Raw genomic sequence first — 24,663 nt, 5'->3', positions numbered from 1 at the left:
AAAAATATCATCTATTGCTCTCTATTATACTGATATTATTGATAAGTAACATTATTGAACAATCCCCCCTTAGCAATTTTTTAATGGTGTGTCATGGCACAGGTGTCACGGGCAAGAAGCCTTGGTAAATATTTCCTTTTGCTCGACAACATGTTAGTTGTCCTCGGCTTTTTTGTCGTTTTTCCTTTGATTTCAATCCGATTTGTTGACCAACTAGGTTGGGCCGCTGTTGTGGTAGGCTTCGCATTAGGCCTACGGCAATTTGTTCAACAAGGCTTAGGTATTTTTGGTGGCGCAATTGCTGACCGATTTGGTGCTAAGCCCATGATTGTTATTGGAATGCTTTTACGAGCAAGTGGCTTTGCTTTGATGGCAATCGCTTACGACCCTTGGGTGTTGTGGCTATCTTGTGTGCTTTCTGCCCTTGGTGGCACGCTGTTTGATCCCCCCAGAACAGCGCTGGTTATCAAACTCACCCGCCCCTACGAACGCGGCCGTTTTTATTCACTTTTATTGATGCAAGATAGTGCTGGTGCTGTTATCGGTGCTTTGATTGGTAGCTGGCTGCTACAATATGATTTCCACTATGTCTGCTGGGCGGGTGCTGTGGTGTTTATCATTGCCGCTATCTGTAATGCATGGTTACTCCCCGCTTATCGTATTTCAACGGTAAGGACTCCAATTAAAGAAGGTATGAGCCGCGTTTTAAAAGACAAACGGTTTGTTACCTATGTTGTGACCTTAGCAGGTTACTTTATGCTTTCTGTGCAAGTGATGTTAATGTTCCCAATTGTTGTCAATGAGCTAGCTGGGACACCAACGGCAGTAAAATGGATGTATGCCATTGAAGCTATGATTTCCCTCACTTTGCTTTACCCCATTGCACGTTGGAGTGAAAAACATTTTCGCCTCGAGCAGCGGTTAATGGCAGGCCTATTTTTAATGAGCTTAAGTATGTTCCCAATAGGGATGACAACTTCGTTAAATATGTTATTTGGTTTAATTTGTCTATTCTATTTAGGAACCGTGACTGCCGATCCTGCTAGAGAAACGCTGAGTGCCTCACTTGCTGACCCCCGAGCTCGTGGCAGTTATATGGGCTTTAGCCGTCTCGGCCTTGCCCTAGGTGGTGCTGTTGGGTATACCGGTGGTGGTTGGATGTATGATATTGGGCATCAATGGAATATGCCGCAATTGCCTTGGTTTTTACTGGGGATAATCGGTTTTATCACTCTGTGGGCGTTGCATAAGCAATTTAACCGTAAAAAAATTGAAACAGTCATGTTGAGTGGACAGTAATGCGCTAAACTAGCGGTATTACTGTAAAAGGAGTCTTTATGAAAAAATTTTTATTGGCCACAATGATTGGTTTTATCACTCTAATAACGGGCTGTAGTCAATTATCTGAATTCAGTATTAGTGAGTCCCAAATAAATAGTTACCTTGCTAATAAAGTAAAATATGACCACAAAGTAGGGATTTCTGGAGTTGCTGATGCAGATATCCAACTGGCGAATTTAAAATCTGAAATAGGCCGTAGTGAGCCAGGTAAAATCGCCCTAAATGGTGATGCTACAGTTAAGTTAGACTCTTTGATTGGAAAGGCAGAGGCACAAATTAGCTTAACCTTAACGGCCCGCCCAATTTTTGATGCAAAAACAGGGTCTATCTACTTAAAAGAATTGAATATAAGCAATTATAGAGTCACCCCAGAGAACATGGATACCGCCATGTCCGCGGTAATTCCTTATCTAAATAGTTCCCTTGAAACTTTCTTCGAAACACAGCCTGTCTATGTCCTCAACCCAGATAACGGCGCTGCAGAAGCAACTGCCAAAAAATTGGCGAAGGGACTTGAGATTAAACCAGGTAAACTGGTCATTCCATTAGTGGATTAATTTTAACCATAAATTTTTTTGATTGAGAAAAGCATTAAAGGCAACAGAGAAATCTGTTGCCTTTTTAATTCAATCAGAAATATTAATTGATGCTGTTTATTATCGCTCGCAAATAAAAGTGACAGCGTCACTCAAGAACCTTTCATTGACCTTTTTGCATTCCGTAAGCATGAATCAGGTTACCGATAAAATACTCACAAATTAGTCTTCATTAGCCTCGGAATCTAACTCATCTCGCAGTGCAATAATGGCGTCACGGGAAATTTGGGCTAATGTGCGATAAAACGCCGTCGTGGCATGGGCTTCGACTTTACCTAAAAATGCACCGTACCAGCTGAGAATGTAGCTATCAAATAGTTCTTCTTGTGCTGCAGTTTCATCTTCTGCGGCTTGATCTTCTAACCAAGAAGTAGCCAATAATAACGCCCCCAATGTGCTCACTGGCGCATCCGTTAAGGTCATGCCTCTAACGGTTAAAAACTCACGGATTTCAGCTTCTGTGACTTCTGCATCATAATCATTGGCTAGCATTGATATTGTGGCATTTTCACCGACAAACATGGCTTGGTAGTCAGCACTAATCGCTTTAATATCCAGTCCTTTCGCCATACGTGCCCACAATTCATCTTGCTCTAGAGGCCATGATGCTTTCAATTTATCCTGCGCAATCATATCCATAAGAGGTTTAACAAGAGCGTCATCAGCGCTGCGTTGGAATAATGTGCCTAAAATACGGCAGACGATTGAGAATTCGTTCATATGGGTTTTCCTATTTAAAATTCAGTTGCAACTCAGCTCTTAAGATCAGTATACCGAAAAAATAGGAAACGTATTAGAGAAGAAAAACACAACAAAATTGCAAGCTAACAAAAAGTAGGTAGCTTGCAATTCTTTTAGATGTAATTAGTAACCACGTTCCATATCAACCACTCCCACAGGCGCTTCACCCGCTTCAATGCGCTTGATATTACTGACAATCATATCCATTGCTTCTTTCGGCTGGGTAAATGCAGCCACATGCGGCGTAATCGCAATACGTGGATGGGTCCAGAACGGGTGCATTTGGGATAACGGCTCACTCGCAAACACATCTAATGCGGCTCCAGCAACTTGTCCTGTATCCAATGCAGATAATAAATCTTGCTCTATCAAATGTGCACCACGAGCTAAGTTAATCACATAAGCACCTTGTTGCAATTGGCTAAACAGTTGTTGATTTAAAATCCCAACCGTTTCTGGCGTGCTTGGCAATAAATTGATGACCACACGAGTTCCTGAAAGAAATGCAGGTAATTGCTCATTGCCATAATAACTTTTAACATTAGGGATTTGTTTCTCAGAACGGCTCCACGTTCTGACATGAAAACCAAAGCTGACTAAGCGCTTCGCAACAGCTTGGCCCAATGCGCCAGCCCCCATGACACCAATCACAAACTCTTCATGTTGATAAGCGGGTAGTTGCTTCCATTGACGCTGAGATTGTAACTGCCTATATTCATCCATACGACGAAAGTATGCTAAGACTTTTGCACAGGCATATTCTTCCATTTGGATAGCCATGCCTGTATCTTCAAGGCGCATCACAGGGACTCCTGCTGGGAGTGTACCTGGTTTATCTTGCTCTTGCTTTAAGATGGCATCCACACCTGCACCTAATGCAAAAATACCTTTTAAATCATTGCGCCCTGCAAGGCATTCATAGGGTGGCAGCCACACCATAGCGTAATCTGCACTTTGCTTATCCCCTTTTTCCCATTGGCGAATATTAGCTTGTGGTAATCTAGCACGCATTCCTTCAATCCATTGTTCTGAATCAAAGAATGGATGGTAAAATAAAATATTCATGGCAACTCCTCTTAGGTTTCTAACAGAGTGTGCGCAATGGCGTTTATTTTCAAGTCCATACCGCAACCAAGATCACTTTCATTGAGGATTTTGTTAACTAGCTAACGAATTTTATGCTTAATCCTTGCAGTTCTTATTAACATTAAAAAAATGCTTTGTCTTAACAAGCAACAATTAAGATTAGATATTAAACAAATTGATTTTTATTTAGCTAAACGGACATAAAAGTAAGAAAAAGAATCAATAGGGAGTTGACGCAAGACGCTATTTTCCCTATAGTAGCGCCCCGTTGCACAGCAGGATTTCTCTCTGGTCTGCAACGGATTTAGAAAAAACGGTGAGGTGTCCGAGAGGCTGAAGGAGCACGCCTGGAAAGTGTGTATACGGCAACGTATCGAGGGTTCGAATCCCTCCCTCACCGCCATTTTTTCTGCTAGTTTTCCTCTTCTTTTATCTGTAATTTCCCTTTGTTTTTATTATCCTTTTGCTCAATACCAATACCTTGCTCATGATATTCACGGCTAATATCTTCCCATAATTCTGCATTTTCTACCCCTGCAACTTTTGGGCTGAACACAGGATCAACACCTAATTTTTCCTGCCGTTCATAATCTCGCAGCGCTCTTAGTGCGGGCTTAGAAAGAAACACTATCGCAATTAAATTTAGGTAACTCATACTACCAAACCCAATATCACCTAGGCTCCACATCAAACTCACTGATTGCACACTGCCCATAAATACAATAATTAAGAACACAAACTTAAGTATCAGTTTTAAAACGGGGTAAGCGAGTTTGCGGTCAAGGTAAACAATAGTTGTTTCAGCAATATAGTAATAAGCCATTAAGGTTGTGAAAGCGAATAGGAATACTGCTATCGACACAAAACCTGAGCCTGCAGAGGTAAACACTGTAGAAACCGCCATCTGTGTCCATGCGGTTCCTGCTGCAACACCGGGTACATATTCCACCAGCGCGGTTGCAGAACCATCAGGGAATACATTGTACATATTGGTGACAAGGATCATTAAGCCTGATGCTGTACAGACTACAACCGTATCAATATAAATGGAGAATGCTTGAATAAGCCCTTGTTTTACTGGATGACTCACTTCTGCAGCCGCTGAACTAAATGTTGCCTCGCCAGCACCTGCCACATTGGAAAATACCGCGCGACGAACCCCCCATGATACTGCGGTCCCAACAATCCCACCAAATACTGCATCCATACCCAATGCACTTTGGAAGATTAAATTAAACATCGCAGGGACTTTTTCATAATGGCTGCCCAAAATAATTACCATCATCACTAGGTAAGCTATCGCCATCAAGGGAACGATTTTATCTGCTGCACTTGCGATACGTTTCACACCACCAAAGATAAGCCATGCCATCAATACGGTGACAATCGCCCCAGTCGCCATCGGAGGAAGGTTAAACGATGTCTGGAAAGAGTCAGCAATGGTGTTGGCCTGAATACCTGGCACTAATACACCGTAAGATAAACAAATCACGGCGGCAACAATGATGGCAAACGGCTTCAGCTTTAACCCTTTTTCAATATAATAAGGGGAACCACCGCGATACTGCCCATCTGAACGTTGTTTATAGATTTGAGCAAGTGTAGATTCAATAAAGGCACTCGCGCCACCTAAGAGCCCCATAACCACCATCCAAAAGATGGCACCTGGCCCACCAGCAGCTATTGCAGTAGCAACCCCCGCAATATTACCAACACCAACACGGCCTGATAATGCTAAACAGAAGGCTTGGAAGGAGGAAATCCCCTCTTTTGATGCTTTGTTTTCCTTTAATAAACAAATCATTTTGATGAGATAGCGAAATTGCACGCCACGAGTCGCTAAAGTGAAATAGAGTCCTACGCCCAGTGATAAAAACACCAGTGCATTACCCCATATGTAACCAACGATGGTATTAACGATGGCTTCCATTTTGTACTCCTTCGTTATTGTAATTGTTTATTGTGTGTTTGCAGGGTAAAAAAAACCTGAGCATTGTAGGCTCAGGTCAACGTTATTTATTGATGAACAAACCAGATAACTTTGGTTTGGCTATACTGTTCAAAAGCCTCTAAGCCATTGTCTTTTCCGCCAAAACCTGATTGACGGAAACCACCAAATGGCGTGGTAATATTACCTTCACTAAAACCATTAACTGAGACCGTTCCCGCACTGATTTGGCGAGCAACGCGCATGGCCTGGTGGACGTCCTGAGTATAAAAAGAGGCCGCTAATCCATATTGTGTCTTATTGGCTAGCGTAATTGCCTCTTCTTCCGTTTTAAATGATGTTACTGCTAAGATAGGGCCAAAAACTTCATGTTTAAACAACGACATATCTGACGTCACATTATCGAAAATTGTCGGCTCAATATACCACCCAGAACCAATTTCATGGTGAACCCGACCGCCAATAGCGATTTTCCCCCCTTCTTGATTTGTGATATCTAAAAACGATTTCACTTTATCAAAGTGCGCTTTTTCAACCATCGGCCCAATTGATACATCCGCTTGCCTCGGGTCACCCACCTTCCATTCTTTTGCTGCAATCGCCAGTTTATCCAGCAGGGCTTGTTTAATATTTTCATGTACAATTAATCGAGAGCCACAGCTACAGTTTTCACTCATATTCCAAAAGGCGGCGGCCATGATATGGGGAACGGCCGCATCAAGGTTGGCATCTTCAAATACAATCTGCGGGCTTTTGCCACCACATTCGAGAACAATTTCTTTTAAGTTGCTTTCCGCTGAGTATTTTAAAAATAAACGCCCCACTTCGGTTGACCCTGTGAATGACACCACATCCACGTCTGGGTGACGCCCCAGTGCTTCGCCCACTTTTTCGCCTAACCCACAAACTAAGCTGAGCGCCCCCTTCGGCACGCCTGCCTCATAAGCCAGCTCAACCATTCGATAAGCACTCAGTGACGTTAGCTCAGCGGGTTTCACAATCACAGAGTTGCCGATAGCAAGCGCAGGTGCAACTTTCCATGCAAACATTTGAGCAGGGAAATTCCAGGGTAGAACCGCGCCCACAACACCAATAGGCTCCCTAACTATCAGCCCTAATTCTTGTTGACTTGTTGGTGCTATTTTGCCAAATAATTTATCAATCGCTTCGGCATACCAATAAAAGGTTTCAACGGTTGCAGGCATATCGGTATTGAGGCATTCGGTAATGGGTTTTCCCGCATCAATACAATCAAGTGCTGCAAGTTCTTCGCTGTTTTCAGCTATTAAATCCGCCCACTTGAGCATCACCTCTTTGCGTTTTTGAGGAGAAAGTGCACTCCACTCACCGCTTTTAAAGGTATTTCGAGCAACTTTTACTGCGGCATCAATATCTCTTGCTTCACCGTCAGCGAGATAGCCAATGAGGCTATTGTCAATGGGAGTTCTGTTTTCTAATTTAGATTGAGAAATATTCACTCCATCAATTAAATTACCCGCCCACAGTTTTCCTTGCTTGGCGAGTTCAAAAACCTGCTGTTGATTTAGTTTCATTATCCTCCCCCTTACCCTTTCACTAATTTGACAAATTCGCCTTTAGCTTCAGCGGCTAAATTTGTTAAAGGTAAACGCACAGGACCTGCGTTAAACGTGCCATTTAAGCAACCTGCTTTGGCTTTTTGGTTATAATCACCAGACTCCATGGAATAAATTCCTGGGTATATTTCATTCATGATTCTTTTCGCTTCTTGCCAATCTCCCGTTTGTGTCGCCTTAAAAATAGCGACTTGTTCGGCAGGGAACACATTGCCTGCACCCGCTATCCAGCTTTTTGAACCCCAAAAGAAGAAATCAACGGGTTGGTCATCACAACCACAAATCACCTCGAAGTTGCTAAACGGTGTCTGTAATAGGCGTAAAGCACGGCTGAAATCCCCGCTACTCTCTTTAATGGCAACTATGTTGTCGATTTCAGCTAGCTTAACTACGGTTTCGTACTCAATTTCGATACCAATACGTGCAGGGAAGTTATACATAATGATCGGCAGCGTTGTGGCCCCTGCAACTTTTTTATAATGCCCGTACACGCCTTGTTGGTCAGGCAAACTATACGGTGGTGGTGATAACATTAAACCTTCATATCCAAGGTCTTTAGCTTGTTTTGCGCGAGCGATCGCACCTTCCGTTGATAAATCATTAATACCCGCAATCAACGTTACGCGCCCCTTCGCAATTTTGCTCACGGTAGATAAAACTGTTTTGCGCTCATCTTCATTTAACGCGTAGTATTCCCCTGTCGTACCACAGACCACTAAGCCTGTGACACCTTGGTCAATAAGTTTTTCGGTTAAATCAGCTAATGCGCTAATATTTAATGAATAATCGTCATGAAAAGGGGTAACTAAAGGGACAAGAATGCCATGAAAATTCATCTGAATTCTCCTTAAAATTATAGAAATCGCTCAATGGAAAAAGGGGTGCAGTCGATAACAGTCGGCTGCTCGTGAATAAAACTATTTACAAGGTCAGCCGTAATTGCTGCCTGTGTGAGCCCTAGGTGTTGGTGACCAAATGCAAAAATATATGGCCCTTTATTATCAATAACAGGCAATGAATCGGAGGTTGATGGGCGAAACCCCATCCACGGTGTTGATTGTTCATCATTTAATGGCGCTTTTAGCATAGGGGCGGCGAGTGGCAAAAAGTGACGAGCCCGCTGCATATTTGCAGGGCGCTTTAACCCTGCATATTCAACGGTACCTGCAAGGCGTAAGCCGCCCGCCATCGGTGTCATAATAAAACGCCTGTCCATACTGGATACGGGAATGCTCAACCGCCCTTGTTCTTGCGGTAGCATTAAATGGTAGCCGCGCTCTGTTTCAAGTGGCACATTAATACGGCTAACCATTTTGACTAATGACTTAGAAAATGCGCCGCCTGCGATAACTACTTTTTTCCCCGTAAATTTGCCTTGTGTGGAAGTGACTATGGCTTCTTTGTTTGATGTCGAAGATATCGCAATGACTTCACAGTCGGTCAGTATATTTCCACCTAGCTCAACAAATGACTGCGCAAGTTTTGAATGTAATTTTGCTAAATCAACCACATGCCCAGTGTTTGGGAAAAATAGTCCTCCAAGTTGATTCGTGGCAAGTGCAGGTTCGCGCTCAAGTAACTCGGTTTGATTGATAACTGAGTTGTGTACGTTAATTTCTTGCAAATATTCGCCATGTTGATGGAGCTTTTTGAGTGTTTCTTTTTTTTCAGCGACTAATAATGAGCCTTGCATTTTAATAAGGTCGCTGAGTTGCCATTTTTGAATAAAGGCTTGCCACGAGTCAAAAGCCGCACTATTTAGCGTCATTAACGTCTGGTGAATGTGGGTAAACGGCTTATGGCGCATGTTACCGACTAGCTTTAACATCCACGGTGTTAATGGTAATAAGTAACGCCAATCCAAACGTAATGGGCCAAGTGGGTCGAGCAACATTTTCGGAATTGATTTCAATACAGAAGGGTCTGCAATGGGGAAAACTTGTTCAGTCGCAATGTGCCCTGCATTACCAAATGACGCCCCAGAGCCAATTTCATTTTTATCCACCAGCAGGACGTCAGTGCCATTAGCTTGTGCCGTAAGCGCAATGCTTAGGCCAATAATTCCACCGCCGACAATAATCACTGAATATTGACTCTTCATCGCCATCCCCTTACGCAACCGAAATACCGAAACGAAATGGGTCTTGCGCATCAATCAGCAACGTATTTTGCCCGCTAATATAGGCATTTCCTCGAATTGTAGGAATAATTCCGTTTTCATCCGCAGGCTGGAAACTCGCTTGAAACTCACTACCAATCACACTCGCTTGATGCCAGATTTCTCCCGCTGCGAGCTTTTTATCCGCAGCTAAACACGCTAATTTAGCACTGGTACCTGTCCCACAAGGGGAGCGATCATAAGCACCACCAGGGCATAACACAAAACTTTGGCTATCGGCTTTAGGGTGTGAACCAAATAGTTCGATGTGATCAATTTCTTGGTCATTCTTACCAAAGATTTTTTGGTCAACAAGTGCTTGCTTAATTTTCAAACTCACATCTGTTAGCAATTTAACGTTTTTAAAATCAATCGAAATAGGTGAGTTTTCTACAAGAAAAAACCAATTGCCCCCCCAGGCGATATCCCCTGTGATCATACCGATATCAGGCACATCCACTTGTACTGCTTTACGGTAACGATATGAATATACGTTCTGGATACTCACGCTGCCATCGTTGTGCAGTTCCGCCGTAACATCCCCTACAGGGGTTTCAATCAAGTGCTTTCCGTAAGAAATTTTCCCGAGAAAATGCAAGGATGCGACTAAACCTATCGTTCCATGCCCACACATCCCAAGGTACCCTTCGTTATTAAAAAAGATCACACCAGCTGCGGCTTTTGGATTTTGTGGCTTACATAATAGTGCCCCCACGAGAATGTCATTGCCTCGTGGTTCTAGGATGGTTGTTCTTCGCCATTCGTCATGGTTATCACGCAGTTTTGCCAAACGTATTGCCATGCTTTCACCGCCTAGCTGAGGGAATCCTTCAATCACTAAGCGCGTTGGTTCTCCTGCTGTATGGGAATCTATTACTTCAATTTTAGAATATTCAGATCGCATTGATTAGCACCCTATTAACCATGATTTGTTAATAGATTGCTTGATTTTTGTTAATCAATCTTGATATCTTTTCATCGAACTTATGCGTTTTTCTGCACAATCTAAAAATATTTAAGAAAATTAGTAACAATAATTTAATATTTGGGAGCGCAGCATGATCAATTTAAATAAGTTATTATTAATCAGCCAAGAAAATATGCTTTTTCCTGTTGATAATATTGAAGTTTTACTAAACCATCTCGGTTTAGTCATGCCGTTAATTAATACACTCCCTAATGTCACTTTTTTTGTGAAAGACCATAATGCACGGTATTTACTTGCCAATGATAATTTGGCGATTCGCTGTAAAAAGAATGGTATTAATGACGTAATTGGTAAAAGTGCAGAAGAGTTATTTCATGCTGAATTAGGCCAAAGTTACAGTTCACAAGATTACCTTGTTATGGAAAAGAAAATCAGTGTGATTAATAAACTTGAGTTACATCTTTATAAAGCAGGGTTACTTGGCTGGTGTTTAACCACAAAGGTACCTATATTTAACACTCGAAATCAAGTAATTGGTGTAGCAGGGATTTCTGTCGATTTACAAGATATTAAATCTGTTAGTCCTAAATTAAATAACCAACTTAGCCTTGTTGAACGCTATATTAGTGACCATTTTGATACTGCAATTAAAATAACGAAACTTGCGGATATTTCAGGACTTTCACTTTCACAATTAAATCGTCAATTTAAAGCTATTTTTTTAATTACACCGCAACAATATATTCAAAAAAAGCGTCTCGAACATGCCATTGAGTTATTAGAAGATGACCATTCAATTACAGATATTTCAATAAAATGTGCTTATACTGATCACAGTGCTTTTTGTCGTAAATTTAAAGAAATGACTACCATGACACCCAGCCAATTTAAGCGTATGCGTTCAACACTTGATAAGCAAAAAATAATCGCATGATCGGGCATCTTATTGTTCATCTCTAGTCTTATTGAGCATAAAACAAGCTTTGTTTAATCTTTGTTGATTAATCTAATTTCCTCATTAATTTCAATAGACTAATCGAAAAAACCACCCTGTTTTGATCTTAATATGCCTCAGTGAAATAAATTAACTTAAGATAGCTCTTATTGCGGCTATTTATGAATAGCGTATTGATATGTCCAATGTAAGACACTATTGCATGTCATATAAAAGGATAAAAAATGACCATTTATGATCTGAAACCAAAATTTCAAGATCTACTTCGTCCAATTGTTAGTAAATTATTTAATGCAGGGATCACTGCTAATCAAGTGACTTTGGCTGCATTATTACTCTCAATTATTGTCGGTTTAGTTTTGTTTTTCTTTCCAAACCCACACCTGTTTGTTTTATTGCCGTTTGTGTTGTTTATCCGCATGGCGCTCAATGCTATTGATGGCATGCTAGCACGAGAACATCATCAAAAAAGCCACTTAGGTGCAATACTCAATGAATTAGGTGACGTCGTTTCTGATGTCGCGTTATACCTACCTTTTGCTATTATTTTTCCCCATGCTATTTGGCTAATTTTGCTTATTTTATTTTTCTCACTATTAACTGAGTTTATTGGTGTCACCGCACAAGCAATCGGCGCGTCAAGACGCTATGACGGCCCTATCGGGAAAAGTGACCGAGCCTTTATTTTTGGCGCCCTCGGATTATTTGTGAGTATTTTCCCTCAGCTACTGTTCGCTGGTTGGATAAATTATCTCTTTATTATTCTATCTTTGTTGCTGCTTTATACCTGCTATAACCGTATCCACCGTGCATTGGATGAATTTCGTACGTCTTCGGATAATAATTAAGGAATAATTATGAACGCTCAGACAGATTATCTGACGCAACGCCCTGTTTTAGAATCGCAATTTACAACTAGTGATCACACTTCGCTTTTTTACCGCCACTGGCCAACAGAAACAACAACAGACAAAGCAATTATTTTATTCCATCGTGGTCATGAGCATTCAGGTCGTGTTGCACACCTTGTTGATGAGCTAAACCTTCCTGACTACGCCATGTTCGCTTGGGATGCTCGCGGTCATGGGAAAAATGAAGGTCCAAGAGGCTATAGCCCTTCTCTCGGCACATCCATCCATGATGTCGATGAATTTGTCCGATATGTATCCACGCAATATCAAATCCCTTTAGAAAATATCATTGTTATTGGGCAAAGCGTGGGAGCTGTGTTGGTTTCCGCATGGGTACATGACTATGCGCCGAAAATTCGCGGGATGGTTCTTGCCTCACCTGCATTTAAAGTTAAACTGTATGTTCCTTTTGCCCGCACAGGGTTAGCTTTAATGCAAAAAATGCGAGGCCTGTTCTATGTTAATTCTTACGTAAAAGCGAAATTTCTTACCCATGATGAACAACGTATTGATTCGTTTAACCGCGATCCGCTAATCACTCGCCCTATTGCCGTTAATATCTTACTTGAATTGTATAAAACAGCCGATCGAATCGTTGCAGATGCAAACGCAATTACCTTACCAACTCAATTATTTATATCAGGTAGCGACCATGTTGTTCATCACCGCCCACAACATCAGTTTTTTGAGCGCTTAAATACACCAATTAAAGAAAAGCATATTTTACCAGGCTTTTATCACGATACTTTAGGTGAGAAAGAGCGCCATATTCCTATCGAAAAAATACGTGATTTTATTAGTAAATTATTTAGTCTTCCTGTTTACCGACACGATTACCAGTATGAAGACACATGGAGCTCTAGCGCAGAAAAGTACCGTAAACTGGCTACTCCATTACCTAAATGGTGCCCAAAAAATCTTGCCTTCAAGATTATGAGTAAATCAATGAGCACCTTAGGTAAAGCTTCTGAGGGTATTCGCATCGGTTACGATAAGGGCTTTGATTCAGGATCAACTTTAGACTATGTCTATCGTGATAAAGCGGAAGGAAAAGGCCTATTCGGACGCGTGATTGACAGGCAATACCTCAACAGTATTGGCTGGCAAGGGATCCGCCAACGGAAAGTCAATATTGAAAATACTTTACGCCAAGCTATCCGTGAGTTAACAGATAACAATATACCCGTACGTATTATGGATATTGCAGCGGGTCAAGGCCGTTATATCTTTGATGCGATTAACGATTATGGCAAAGTTGAATCTGTTCTTTTGCGTGATTACAGCCCAATTAATGTAGAACAAGGGCGTTTACATATAAAAGAGCGTTTCCTTGAAGATAAAATCCATTTTGTGGAAGGCAATGCCTTTGACGCTGATGATTTAGCTGCCGTGACGCCCGCACCTACACTGGGTGTTGTGAGCGGTTTATATGAACTATTCCCGAGTAATCAATTAATTAGAGCTTCATTAGATGGATTATCTCGAGCAATACCTTCAGGTGGGCTACTCATTTACACTTGCCAACCATGGCACCCTCAAGTGGAAATGATTGCTCGTGTTTTACCCAGCCACCAAGGCGGACAAGCTTGGGTTATGCGTTGCCGCAGCCAAGGCGAAATGGATGCTTTAGTTGACGAAGCAGGGTTCGAAAAATTAAGTCAATCTATTGATAACTGGGGAATATTTAGTGTATCAATAGCGAGACGTCGTTAATCTTTCAATCTATTATTTGAGGTTGGTTACCATCAACGTAGCCAGCCTCAAGTTTGCCAATATTGGCTATCTCTATTGCTTCCGATAGGCAAAGCCCCTATGTTGTAAGTTAAATATACATTTTCTTTCTACAAACAGGTAATTGCAGTACTCACTATTTATTCTTAGATGATTTTAGAGCACAAAGGAATATTGCAAAGGACGATGACAGCCCTTCACCAAACCACTAAGCTATTATCTAAACAACAAACTTTGTTGTTTGGCCTGTTGTGGCTAATTTTTTTAGCGCCATTTTTCTTTCTCACTTATGGTCAGGTCAATAACTACACAGCTACCTTACCCAATGTACCTTCCTTTGTGTATTCATGGGAAAAATACATCCCATTTGTTCCTTGGACTATTATTCCCTATTGGAGCATTGACCTATTCTACGGATTGTCCTTATTTATCTGTACAACACGGCGTGAGCAAACAATCCATGGCCTACGATTAATTATCGCTTCCGTTTCTGCCTGCGTTGGCTTTCTTTTATTTCCGCTTAAATTTAGCTTTCCTCGCCCAACTACGGATGGTGCTTTTGGCTGGATGTTTGACAGCTTAGAACTTTTTGACCTGCCATTTAACCAAGCCCCCTCATTACATATCATTTTGCTTTGGCTCCTATGGCTACGTTTTCGAGCACATACACCAACACGGTGGCGTTGGCTGCTCCACAGTTGGTCAGTTTTGATCTTAATTTCTGTCCTCACGACATGGCAGCACCATTTTATTGATGTTATTGCTGGCTTTGTGGTGGGTTTGCTTGTCAGTTATTTGCTGCCTATCAATACATGCTGGCAATGGCATTACACGGGGTCCCCACGCAGTTTTAAAATGAGCAAGAATTATGGCATTGGCTCAATCGTTTGCTTTGCTCTCGCTTTTTTGATTCAAGGCGCTGCTTGGATGTTACTGTGGCCCGCTATTGCTTTATTGTTTATTACCCTCGGTTACTTAGGTGCTGGTGCCAGCATCTTTCAAAAAACACCCGATGGTAAGATTTCCCCGTCCGCCGCTATCTTATTATTACCTTATCGCCTCATTGCTTGGGGAACCTATCATTACTTTGCTAAACATTGCAGGCAACCTAGCATTGTGAATCAACATATCGTTTTGGGAGGCCGCCCGCTTTACCCTTTGCAAACTGCAGCTGTTTTAGACATGACTTGCGAATGGCCTCGCAATTCTTTTAGCAAAGGGCTGAAATATTGTAGCCAACCACAAATCGATTTGTTACCACTGAGCGCAGAGGATATCGAGCAATCAGTCCATACGATGGATAGTCTAGCTCAGCACGGTGCTGTCTATATTCATTGCAAACTGGGTTATTCACGCAGTGCCACCGTTGCTGTTGCATGGCTAGTTCACCATGGTGATGCTCAAACGATAGATAAAGCCGTCAAAATGGTTGAACTTGCTAGGCCACAAGTTATTTTAAACCCAGCAACTAAAGAACAATTAAATAATTGGTTTACGCATTATTATTTAAATAGGAAACATAAATGAACCAACTTACAGATAAAAACTGCGGAGAAGTCATCCAGATACTGACGCGAAGTTGGCTCTATTTGGCTATAGGTTCTGTGTTAGGTTTCATTTGCCAACTTAATCTTTTTTTAGGTATAAATAACGGAAAATACTATTTATTTGTTAGCATTATTTTATTTATTATTAGCCATTATTATATTTATCGTTTGTGGCTTGATAATCATTTTTTTAAGATGATTTATCAACAAGGAACAACTGAGCCCTTTGATTATGCACTCAGTTTCTTTATGCATAAAAAGCCGACTAACCGAACGATGGAACAGCGCTGGCAAGGCACAAAGAACTTATTTAAATATGCTATCTTATCTGTTGTTATCCTTTGGATATGGCTATTAATTACGGTAATAACATTATAATGAGTTAGGTTAATTTTTTATTTATTTGCCATGAAAAATTTCTGCTTATTATTTTAAATTCAAGTAAAAAACCATTAATTTTATTTACCTGGTAAATTAGATGGTTTTTACTTTTGTTACTGAAAACGTTATGATAATTACTGTTTCATTGATGCATAACAGATTTTTTGAGCTTAGCTAAGCGTATCCTTATAGGTACATTTTCGTTTATTTTTCACCCTGTTATTTGGTAGGGTATAATGAGTACAAAAAATATTAATAGGTTGCGCCCTTTTAGCGCACTAATAGATTCGTGTTGGAAAGAAAAATACACTGCTGCACGTTTTTTGAAGGACTTAATTGCGGGTATTACCGTTGGGATTATTGCTATACCATTAGCCATGGCCTTAGCGATCGCCAGTGGCGTTCCTCCTCAATATGGCCTTTATACCGCAGCAATTGCGGGGATAATTATTGCCATTACGGGAGGATCTCGTTATAGCGTTTCGGGGCCGACAGCAGCATTCGTCGTCATCTTATATCCCGTATCACAACAGTTTGGTCTTAGTGGCCTATTAGTTGCCACACTGATGTCAGGTGTCATTTTACTGGCGATGGGCTTTGCCCGCTTTGGTAAGTTTATTGAATATATCCCAGTATCAGTGACTTTGGGCTTTACTTCAGGTATTGCCATCACCATTGCCACCATGCAAATCAAAGATTTCTTTGGCTTGCAGATGGAACATGTTCCTGAGAACTATGTAGATAAATTAATTGCCATCGGCAATACATTCCCCACGTTTCAATTCAGTGACACACTAATTGGTTTATCCACACTGTTTGTCTTAATTTTTTGGCCTAAGTTAAAGCTAAAATTCCCAGGGCACTTACCTGCTCTCGTCGTGGGTACATTGGTCATGTGGGTACTTTCATTATTTGGGCAGGAAGTGGCAACCATCGGCTCTGAATTCAGTTATTTCTTACCTGATGGGACTGAAGGGAGTGGTATTCCACCTATTTTGCCTCAGTTTATTTTACCTTGGGAACTTCCTGGTAGTGCGCCAATTAGTTGGGCGATGATCACCGCGCTTATGCCTGCAGCATTTTCGATGGCAGTTCTTGGTGCGATTGAATCACTGCTTTGTGCCGTTGTGCTTGATAACATGACGGGTAAAAAGCACCATTCCAATAGTGAACTGATTGGTCAGGGAGTCGGTAATATTGCTGCACCCTTTTTTGGTGGGATTACGGCGACAGCTGCGATTGCCCGTTCCGCTGCAAACGTCCGCGCGGGAGCTACATCACCGATTTCTGCGGTGATTCATTCAATCTTAGTGTTACTCACCTTACTGGTGTTAGCACCGATGCTTTCTTATTTACCTCTCGCTGCGATGTCCGCATTACTGTTAATTGTGGCATGGAATATGAGTGCAGCAGGTAAAGTGGTGTATTTAATTAAACGCGCCCCTAAAGATGACATCATTGTGCTTATTCTATGTATGTCTTTAACCGTTTTATTCGATATGGTTATTGCCATTACTGTGGGGATCGTATTGGCATCCCTGCTATTTATGCGCCGTATCGCTAATATGACTCGCTCAGCACAACTTGCTGAAACGGATGAAGAAAATAGCCGATTAGTCGTGCGTATTAATGGCCCACTGTTTTTTGCCGCTGCAGAACGTATTTTCGATGAGTTGCGTGTAAAAAGTGCGGGGTATGAAACTATCATCATGCAATGGGATGCAGTACCCGTCTTGGATGCAGGGGGGTTAGAAGCCTTTGAAAAATTCATTGATGCCGTGCGTAAAGACACCCATGTGATGGTTTGTGATATCCCTTTCCAACCACTAAAAACCTTAGCACGCGCTAAAGTTACGCCGATTGATGGAGTATTAAGCTTCCATAATTCCATGGATAACGCATTAGAAGCGGTTAAATCCATTGAACAAACTAAGAAATTAAACACTCCCCCTAATACTGAAGCAGTATAGTTGTACTGTTCAGCCCGCCACCACACAGCAATGTGGTGGCGGATGATCTATTATTCTTTATTGTTCACCTAAACAAAACATTTCATTGCCTGCTTTTCTACCTTTTTCACAGGCCAAACCCCTTAATTTCTTTGCTTTTTGTTGATCAAGGGTCACGGTTCCTGTGTTATCTTCTGCAAATCGAAAGGCAGCCATCCACTCCGCATAACCTGCATATGTCATCGCATCAGCTTTATCAAACCATTCCTGTGCTTTTTGTTCGTCCATTGGCACACCTTTGCCATCTAAATAAATGATCCCTAACATCAATGGGGCGCTAAAATAATCTGGGTTATTAAGCTCAATCACCTCTTCCAACAATTGAATTGATTGTGGGTAATCTGTACTCCCTGCTATCGGATTAATTAATGATTCTGCTAAGCTAATCTTTCCTCGTACACTGCCTTGTTCAACAGCTTTTGTTGCAAATTGCCTTGCAGCGACAAACTCTTGCGTAAAATAACTATCGCTTAGTAAGCTAATATCCGCTAACAAGGTATATCCTTCTGGGTTACCATTTTTTGCCGCTGCATCCGCCCACAAACGTGCACTATTTACATTTTGTATTACACCTAAACCTGAGTAATACATTTGTGCTAACTGATATTGCGCTGAGGCATCGTTTTTAACAGCTTTTAGTTTCACTTCAGAAAAAAGACGTTTATCTTCAGCGGTCAATTCTGGCTGTGCAACAATTTGAAAAGGAAGAATAAATAAGGAAAGAGTAATAATTGTTTTTTTGAGGGTTAGTTTCATAGATGCTCTCAATTAAGCGGCTACAGTGCGGAACCTTGCCCGCCCTTTCGTAAAAAGTATTGGTATAAGTTATTCATGCCAACCCAGTGGTTTTCACACCACTGCGGAGCGAGTAAAGTGGGCTTTCTGGCACTGGCACTAATGCGGTGGTAAACAATGTCTTTCGGTGTGTGACGTACCATGTCCCCAGCTATAGCGGTATATTCATCTAAAGATAATGTAGATAAACGCCCTGCTCGCCAACTTTTGGCCATCACACTACCTTCAACAATATGCAAAGGATGTAGCTTGATACCATCAGTACCACATTCAAGTACCTTTTCTAAGGTTTGCATATTCATCAGGGCATCCTCACCAGGTAAGCCACAGATTAAATGGGTACACACCTTTAAACCGACTTGCCGTGCCTTTTGTGTTGTCTGCTGATAAGCGTCAAATCCGTGTCCACGGTTAATCCGATGCAATGTTTTGTCATGAGCGCTTTGTAGTCCAAGCTCTAACCAAATCTCATAACCTTGCTGTTTGTATTCACTAAGTAACGATAAAACAGACTCAGGCACACAGTCAGGACGCGTCCCCACACACAAGCCAATAATATCGGCTTGTTGCAATGCTTCTTCATACAATTGTTTAAGTAAATTTACTTCTGCATAGGTACTGGTATAGGCTTGAAAATAAGCAAGATAGCGTTTAGCGCGGGAAATTCGGGTGACTTGATCAGATATTTGTTCACTAATGGATTGACTAGATTGGCTCTCATCGGAAAAAGAAGCCACATTACAGAAGGTACAGCCCCCTCGCCCAAGTGTACCGTCACGATTTGGGCAACTAAAACCCCCGTGTAATGTAATTTTATAAATTTTTTCACCGTATCGGCGCTGGAGATCAGCGCCGAACATGGAAACGACTTCAGTGAGTTGCATTTACGCCAAACTTAACGGCTAGTATCTAACTCAGGGAAACCTTTCACCACATCATCAATGGCTTTCATTTGCTTGAGGAATGGTTCCAGTTTATCTAAAGGTAGTGCTGATGGGCCATCACAACGTGCGTTATCTGGATCTGGATGCGCTTCAAGGAATAACCCTGCAATACCCACTGCCATACCCGCTCTCGCTAATTCAGCAACTTGAGCGCGGCGACCACCTGACGCTGCCCCAAATGGATCACGACACTGCAATGCATGAGTTACATCAAAAATCACAGGGCAGCCTTTAGAAGACTGAACCATTACATTAAACCCAAGCATATCAACAACTAAATTGTCATAACCAAAGTTTGCACCGCGGTCACACAGAATAATTTTGTCATTACCACCTTCGATAAACTTCTCAACAATATTCCCCATCTGGCCTGGGCTGATGAACTGTGGCTTTTTAATATTAATGACAGCGTCTGTTTTTGCCATCGCAGCAACTAAATCTGTTTGGCGCGCTAAAAATGCAGGTAATTGAATGACATCAACCACTTCAGCAACGGGTGCCGCTTGTGCTGGTTCATGGACATCCGTAATAATTTTTACGCCAAAGGTTTGTTTCAGTTCTTGGAAGATTTTCATCCCTTCGTCAAGACCAGGGCCACGGTAAGAGTGGATTGATGAGCGATTTGCTTTATCAAATGATGCTTTAAAAACATAAGGAATGCCCAATTTTTGCGTCACAGTGACATAGTGCTCACACACTTTCATTGCCATATCACGAGATTCAAGAACGTTCATTCCACCAAACAACACAAACGGCAAGTTGTTCGCGACATTGATATCACCAATATTGACTACTTTCTGTTGCATACTCTTACCTTTATGATTAAGACAGGCTGTCTGTCATTACGTTAATTAATGTAATACGATTGGATGATTATCCAATGAATAAATTTGAATTTTGATCATTTCAGATACTGGGTCTTCTGGGCAGTGCTCAATAAAATAGTTGAGATCACTTAATGCCACATGATTGCAATCTAAATGTGCCAGTATCAGCCCGCGGTCACGGATTTCATAGGGATCTTCAGGGTCTAGCGTAAGCAACGTTTCGCAAACTTTTAACGCTAGCTCCATTTTTTTCTCTTCCATTAGAGCGGCTTTTAGCGTATCAAAGATTTTACGAATAACGATGCTATTTTCCGCAACATCAAGTTGGTCTTGGAAAAATTCAGAGAATGGGTCGACTGTTCCTTTTAGCCACATATTCAGCGTATGAAATGACAATGACTCACCATTGGCTGGATTAATAAACCATGGTTCACCATCACGTTTTTCAGTAATAATTAATAGCTGAGTGGGAAAAATGGCAGGCCGAATATCAATATCTAGGTGCTGAGCGATATACAATAAAATGGCACCGAGAGTGACAGGTGTACCTTGTTTAGAAATTAAGACTTTATCAAGCCAAAGCATGTCTGATAATGCATAGATACCCTGTGCAGGGCCGAATGACCATTGTTGATAAAACAATGAAATCAATTGCGCCACTTTAGTTTCATTATCCGCATGTAAATCAATGGCCGATTTTGCAGATACAACAAGGCTATCTAATTGAGCTTGGACTTTCATCAGCGGAAAATCATGACGGATACATTGAGAAACGGTCATAATCCCTTCGCTTAAGGGGAGCTGATTAAATTCAATATTCGCTATGGTCTTCATTACATTCCTACTACTGTGCCCACTTAACCATTCCATTGACCGAGTGAAATTCTTTCTTGCCCACCGTAATCGAGACACGTCTCAATTTGGGTGTACCCATGTATTGCAAATAAATCACGCACAGCCGAACCTTGTGTCCAGCCATGCTCGAGAAGTAACCAACCTTGATGTTTAAGGTAGTTTTTTGATTTATCAATAATATGTGCTAAATCAGCCAACCCTTCATTTTTTGCAATTAATGCCGTTGCTGGTTCAAATCGCACATCACCTTCACTGAGATGCTTATCATTTTCGTCAATATAAGGTGGGTTACTCATAATCATATCAAATTGTTGAAATGATAGGGAAGCAAACCAATCACTTTGCATAAATTGGACGTTAGCAATATTCAAACGTTGTTGATTTCGTTGAGCTAATAATACGGCTTCTGGATTAAAGTCAATGCCAATAACTTGGCTACTGGGCAGCTCAGAGGCTAACGCTAATGCGATTGCCCCTGTTCCTGTGCCTAAATCCAATAAATGACAAGGTTGATTTATTAAACGTTTTAAGGCTTGTTCAACCAAACATTCGGTGTCTGGTCTTGGAATTAATGTGGCAGGTGAAACATATAGTGGTAGCGACCAAAACTCGCGCTCGCCAATAATATAGGCTATTGGTTCACCTTTTTCACGGCGCTGCAATAGCTGCTCGGCCTGTTGCTGTTCCAATGCGGTCAGCGGTGTTTCACTAAAAGCAAAAAGGTAGGTACGGCTGCGCCCCGTCACATGTTCAAGCAGAATTTCAGCATCCCGCTTTGCGCTATCGCTTGCAGACAGTCGGCTGACTGCCTGCTTTAGCCATTCGCTATACTGCATTATTCCTGCTCGGATAATGCAGAAAGTTGGTCTGCTTGGTATTCGTTGATGATAGGTTGGATTAAAGCATCTAATTTCCCTTCCATCACTTCATCCAAACGGTATAACGTCAAGTTAATGCGGTGATCCGTAACTCGCCCTTGTGGGAAGTTATAGGTACGGATACGATCTGAGCGATCCCCCGAGCCTAGCAAATTACGGCGCTCAGAGGCTTCCGCTGCGTGGCGTTTATCCATTTCGGCTTGGCGAATACGCGCGCCTAACACTGACATCGCTTTCGCTTTGTTTTTATGTTGTGAACGTTCGTCTTGGCACTCCACCACAATCCCAGTTGGAAGGTGAGTAATACGAATTGCCGAGTCAGTGGTATTAACGTGCTGGCCACCCGCTCCTGATGAGCGGAAAGTGTCAATACGTAAATCCGCAGGGCTGATGTCAGGTAACTCCGCTTCAGGCAATTCAGGTAAAATGGCAATAGTACACGCAGAGGTGTGAATACGCCCTTGTGATTCAGTTTCAGGAACGCGCTGAACACGGTGCCCGCCAGATTCAAATTTTAAACGTCCGTATACACTATCGCCCGAAATTTTAGCGATAACTTCTTTATAGCCGCCATGTTCACCATCACTGGTGCTCATTAATTCAACGCGCCAGCGGTTATTTTCTGCATACCGACTGTACATGCGGAATAAATCGCCAGCAAAAATCGCGGCTTCATCACCACCTGCACCCGCACGGATTTCCACGAAACAGTTATATTCGTCATCAGGATCTTTTGGAAGTAACAACAATTGCAGTTGTTGTTCGAGCTCTTCATTGCGCGCTTTGGCTTCTTTTAGCTCTTCTTGAGCCATTTCTTTCATTTCAGGATCGTCTAACAGCATTTGCGCGGTTTCAATATCGTCCTGCACTGTGCGCCATGCGTTAAAGCATTTTGCCACATCAGATAATTGAGCATATTCTTTTGATAAAGCACGAAAACGGTCTTGATCGGCAATCACACCTGCATCTGCAAGGTGCGCTTCGATTTCTTCGTAGCGTTCTTGTAATGCTTCTAGTTTTGCGACAATAGAAGGCTTCATTCGTTATATAAGACCTATGATTAAAAAGTGGTTATTGATGGTCCAGCCCTAAGCTGTCCCTAAGTAGATTTAGACGCTCAACATCACCATTTCCCGCTGCTTGTTGCAGCGATTTGGTCGGAGCGTGAATAAGGCGGTTGGTAAGTTGCTGCGATAACTGCATAATCACTTGCTCAGGGTCAGCGCCTTGTCGAACAGCCGCTAAGGCTTTTTCGGCCATATTCGCTCGAATTGCTTCAGCTTGCTCTCGGTAATCGCGAATTGTAGACACTGCGGCTTGTGAACGCAACCAATCCATAAAATGGCTGCTTTCTTGTTCAACAATAAACTCCGCTTCGACCGCTGCGGCTTTACGCTGCGCTAAATTTTGCGCAATGATGGACTCAAGGTCATCAACCGTATACAAATACACGTCACGAAGTTTTTCAACATCTTGTTCAATATCCCGTGGGACGGCAATATCAATTAACAACATTGGCTTACTGCGGCGAACTTTCATTGCCCGCTCTACCATGCCTTTACCAATGATAGGCAGCGGGCTCGCTGTCGAGCTAATCACTATGTCAGCTTCAGCTAAACGGTTATCAATATCCGCTAATGAAATCACTTGTGCATTAACTTCATTAGCTAACAACTCTGCACGTTCACGGGTTCGGTTGGCTATCATCATTTTTTGCACGCCGTGCTCACGCAAATGGCGAGCCACTAACTCAATAGTTTCTCCTGCACCCACTAACAAAATATTCAAATGTTTGAGTGACTCAAAGATTTGACGCGCCAATGTACACGCAGCAAAAGCAACAGAAACTGCATTAGCGCCAATATCCGTTTCTGTCCGCACGCGTTTTGCGACAGAGAACGATTTTTGAAATAGACGTTCTAATTCACGGGATAGCGAATGGCTATCTTGTGAAAGTGCAAACGCCTTTTTCACCTGCCCGAGAATTTGCGGTTCGCCTAAAACCAAAGAGTCGAGGCCACTTGCGACTCTCATTAAGTGGCTTACTGCATGGGAGTCTTTGTGCCAATACAGGCTAGGTTGTAAATCTTTGGCAGTAATTTCGTGAAAATCACACAACCACTTAATCAGCTGTTCTTGCGCTTTGTCTTGTGACTCAAGGCTCAAATACAGCTCAGTTCTATTACACGTAGACAGCACAACGCCGCCATTCACTTGAGGTTGTTTAAGAAGCTCCTCAAGTGCATGGTCGATTTTTTCAGGACCAAATGTTACCCGCTCACGCAGGGCGACTGGTGCTGTTTTATGATTGATGCCTAAGGCTAATAAGGTCATTGCGCTTTACGACTTGCTCACATTGCTAATTATTCTTTCAGTAACGCTATGCTCATTAATGAAATAGTGCATTACTGCTATTTATATTTGTCTATTGTAGATG

General features: G+C 42.0%; 22 protein-coding genes and 1 tRNA gene. 9 read left to right on the top strand and 14 right to left on the bottom strand.

Annotation, left to right across the window (positions count from 1 at the left end; translation table 11 throughout):
• Window positions 1-93: 93 nt before the first annotated feature.
• Both mdtH and KDJ85_RS02435 read left to right on the top strand, forming a co-directional pair.
• The gene (gene mdtH / locus KDJ85_RS02440; RefSeq protein ID WP_225818322.1) at window positions 94-1,299 is read left to right on the top strand and encodes a multidrug efflux MFS transporter MdtH; all 1,206 of its coding nucleotides are present in this window, start codon (window positions 94-96) and stop codon (window positions 1,297-1,299) included.
• Between the two features lie 38 nt (window positions 1,300-1,337).
• Window positions 1,338-1,898, top strand: a complete 561-nt coding sequence (locus KDJ85_RS02435) for a lipoprotein (RefSeq protein WP_225818321.1) — start codon at window positions 1,338-1,340, stop codon at window positions 1,896-1,898.
• 201 nt (window positions 1,899-2,099) lie between these two features.
• Here KDJ85_RS02435 and KDJ85_RS02430 read toward each other — a convergent pair whose 3' ends face one another.
• Both KDJ85_RS02430 and ghrA read right to left on the bottom strand, forming a co-directional pair.
• Window positions 2,100-2,657 (bottom strand): TorD/DmsD family molecular chaperone, encoded by a 558-nt coding sequence (locus KDJ85_RS02430; protein WP_225818320.1) that lies wholly within the window; start codon window positions 2,655-2,657, stop codon window positions 2,100-2,102.
• Window positions 2,658-2,801: 144 nt separating this feature from the next.
• Entirely contained in the window at window positions 2,802-3,743 is a 942-nt protein-coding gene (gene ghrA, locus KDJ85_RS02425; RefSeq protein WP_225818319.1) for a glyoxylate/hydroxypyruvate reductase GhrA, read from the bottom strand.
• Between the two features lie 336 nt (window positions 3,744-4,079).
• Here ghrA and KDJ85_RS02420 point away from each other — a divergent pair.
• A tRNA-Ser gene (locus KDJ85_RS02420) sits at window positions 4,080-4,167 on the top strand.
• Window positions 4,168-4,176: 9 nt separating this feature from the next.
• Here the strand turns inward: KDJ85_RS02420 and KDJ85_RS02415 are convergent.
• From KDJ85_RS02415 to KDJ85_RS02395, 5 genes are all read right to left on the bottom strand, one after another.
• The gene (locus tag KDJ85_RS02415; protein ID WP_225818318.1) at window positions 4,177-5,694 is read right to left on the bottom strand and encodes an alanine/glycine:cation symporter family protein; all 1,518 of its coding nucleotides are present in this window, start codon (window positions 5,692-5,694) and stop codon (window positions 4,177-4,179) included.
• An 86-nt stretch (window positions 5,695-5,780) separates the two neighbouring features.
• Window positions 5,781-7,265: an aldehyde dehydrogenase gene (locus KDJ85_RS02410; protein WP_225818317.1), complete on the bottom strand. Its 1,485-nt coding sequence runs from the start codon at window positions 7,263-7,265 to the stop codon at window positions 5,781-5,783.
• Between the two features lie 11 nt (window positions 7,266-7,276).
• Window positions 7,277-8,143 (bottom strand): 4-hydroxy-tetrahydrodipicolinate synthase, encoded by an 867-nt coding sequence (gene dapA / locus KDJ85_RS02405; protein ID WP_225818316.1) that lies wholly within the window; start codon window positions 8,141-8,143, stop codon window positions 7,277-7,279.
• Window positions 8,144-8,160: 17 nt separating this feature from the next.
• Window positions 8,161-9,408, bottom strand: a complete 1,248-nt coding sequence (locus KDJ85_RS02400) for an NAD(P)/FAD-dependent oxidoreductase (RefSeq protein WP_225818315.1) — start codon at window positions 9,406-9,408, stop codon at window positions 8,161-8,163.
• Between the two features lie 10 nt (window positions 9,409-9,418).
• Window positions 9,419-10,369 (bottom strand): 4-hydroxyproline epimerase, encoded by a 951-nt coding sequence (locus tag KDJ85_RS02395; protein ID WP_225818314.1) that lies wholly within the window; start codon window positions 10,367-10,369, stop codon window positions 9,419-9,421.
• A 154-nt stretch (window positions 10,370-10,523) separates the two neighbouring features.
• Here KDJ85_RS02395 and KDJ85_RS02390 point away from each other — a divergent pair, with 154 nt between their 5' ends.
• The 6 genes from KDJ85_RS02390 to dauA all read left to right on the top strand — a co-directional run bounded on the left by KDJ85_RS02390 (window position 10,524) and on the right by dauA (window position 17,888).
• The gene (locus KDJ85_RS02390; RefSeq protein WP_206084140.1) at window positions 10,524-11,327 is read left to right on the top strand and encodes an AraC family transcriptional regulator; all 804 of its coding nucleotides are present in this window, start codon (window positions 10,524-10,526) and stop codon (window positions 11,325-11,327) included.
• A gap of 245 nt (window positions 11,328-11,572) precedes the next feature.
• Window positions 11,573-12,196: a CDP-alcohol phosphatidyltransferase family protein gene (locus KDJ85_RS02385; protein ID WP_225818313.1), complete on the top strand. Its 624-nt coding sequence runs from the start codon at window positions 11,573-11,575 to the stop codon at window positions 12,194-12,196.
• Between the two features lie 9 nt (window positions 12,197-12,205).
• Entirely contained in the window at window positions 12,206-13,972 is a 1,767-nt protein-coding gene (locus KDJ85_RS02380; protein ID WP_225818312.1) for a bifunctional alpha/beta hydrolase/class I SAM-dependent methyltransferase, read from the top strand.
• A 204-nt stretch (window positions 13,973-14,176) separates the two neighbouring features.
• On the top strand, window positions 14,177-15,517 hold the full coding sequence (locus tag KDJ85_RS02375) for a phosphatase PAP2/dual specificity phosphatase family protein (RefSeq protein ID WP_225818311.1): 1,341 nt from the start codon (window positions 14,177-14,179) through the stop codon (window positions 15,515-15,517).
• Window positions 15,514-15,915 (top strand): hypothetical protein, encoded by a 402-nt coding sequence (locus KDJ85_RS02370; RefSeq protein ID WP_225818310.1) that lies wholly within the window; start codon window positions 15,514-15,516, stop codon window positions 15,913-15,915. The genes KDJ85_RS02375 and KDJ85_RS02370 overlap by 4 nt, the downstream gene beginning before the upstream one ends.
• A 239-nt stretch (window positions 15,916-16,154) precedes the next feature.
• The gene (gene dauA / locus KDJ85_RS02365) at window positions 16,155-17,888 is read left to right on the top strand and encodes a C4-dicarboxylic acid transporter DauA (protein WP_225818309.1); all 1,734 of its coding nucleotides are present in this window, start codon (window positions 16,155-16,157) and stop codon (window positions 17,886-17,888) included.
• 57 nt (window positions 17,889-17,945) lie between these two features.
• Here the strand turns inward: dauA and KDJ85_RS02360 are convergent, their stop codons facing one another.
• Genes KDJ85_RS02360 through hemA form a run of 7 tightly spaced genes read right to left on the bottom strand, consistent with a single transcriptional unit; the run spans window position 17,946 to window position 24,560 of the window.
• Window positions 17,946-18,683: a tetratricopeptide repeat protein gene (locus tag KDJ85_RS02360; protein WP_225818308.1), complete on the bottom strand. Its 738-nt coding sequence runs from the start codon at window positions 18,681-18,683 to the stop codon at window positions 17,946-17,948.
• A 20-nt stretch (window positions 18,684-18,703) separates the two neighbouring features.
• Window positions 18,704-19,606: a tRNA modification radical SAM protein MnmL/YtqA gene (mnmL, locus tag KDJ85_RS02355; protein WP_225818307.1), complete on the bottom strand. Its 903-nt coding sequence runs from the start codon at window positions 19,604-19,606 to the stop codon at window positions 18,704-18,706.
• Between the two features lie 11 nt (window positions 19,607-19,617).
• Window positions 19,618-20,472 carry a 3-deoxy-8-phosphooctulonate synthase gene (kdsA, locus tag KDJ85_RS02350; RefSeq protein WP_225818306.1) on the bottom strand — a complete coding sequence of 285 codons (855 nt, stop codon included), beginning with the start codon at window positions 20,470-20,472 and terminating at the stop codon, window positions 19,618-19,620.
• Between the two features lie 45 nt (window positions 20,473-20,517).
• The gene (sirB1, locus tag KDJ85_RS02345) at window positions 20,518-21,327 is read right to left on the bottom strand and encodes an invasion regulator SirB1 (RefSeq protein ID WP_206084129.1); all 810 of its coding nucleotides are present in this window, start codon (window positions 21,325-21,327) and stop codon (window positions 20,518-20,520) included.
• Window positions 21,328-21,350: 23 nt separating this feature from the next.
• Window positions 21,351-22,184 carry a peptide chain release factor N(5)-glutamine methyltransferase gene (prmC, locus tag KDJ85_RS02340; RefSeq protein ID WP_225818305.1) on the bottom strand — a complete coding sequence of 278 codons (834 nt, stop codon included), beginning with the start codon at window positions 22,182-22,184 and terminating at the stop codon, window positions 21,351-21,353.
• On the bottom strand, window positions 22,184-23,266 hold the full coding sequence (prfA, locus tag KDJ85_RS02335) for a peptide chain release factor 1 (protein WP_225818304.1): 1,083 nt from the start codon (window positions 23,264-23,266) through the stop codon (window positions 22,184-22,186). The genes prmC and prfA overlap by 1 nt, the downstream gene beginning before the upstream one ends.
• A gap of 31 nt (window positions 23,267-23,297) precedes the next feature.
• On the bottom strand, window positions 23,298-24,560 hold the full coding sequence (hemA, locus tag KDJ85_RS02330) for a glutamyl-tRNA reductase (protein WP_225818303.1): 1,263 nt from the start codon (window positions 24,558-24,560) through the stop codon (window positions 23,298-23,300).
• Window positions 24,561-24,663 lie beyond the last annotated feature (103 nt).

The organism is Providencia vermicola, assembly GCF_020381325.1.
Taxonomy (GTDB): Bacteria; Pseudomonadota; Gammaproteobacteria; order Enterobacterales; family Enterobacteriaceae; genus Providencia; species Providencia vermicola.
The sequence above is the reverse complement of the archived record's forward strand: the minus strand, read 5'-3'. Positions and strand labels throughout refer to the sequence as shown.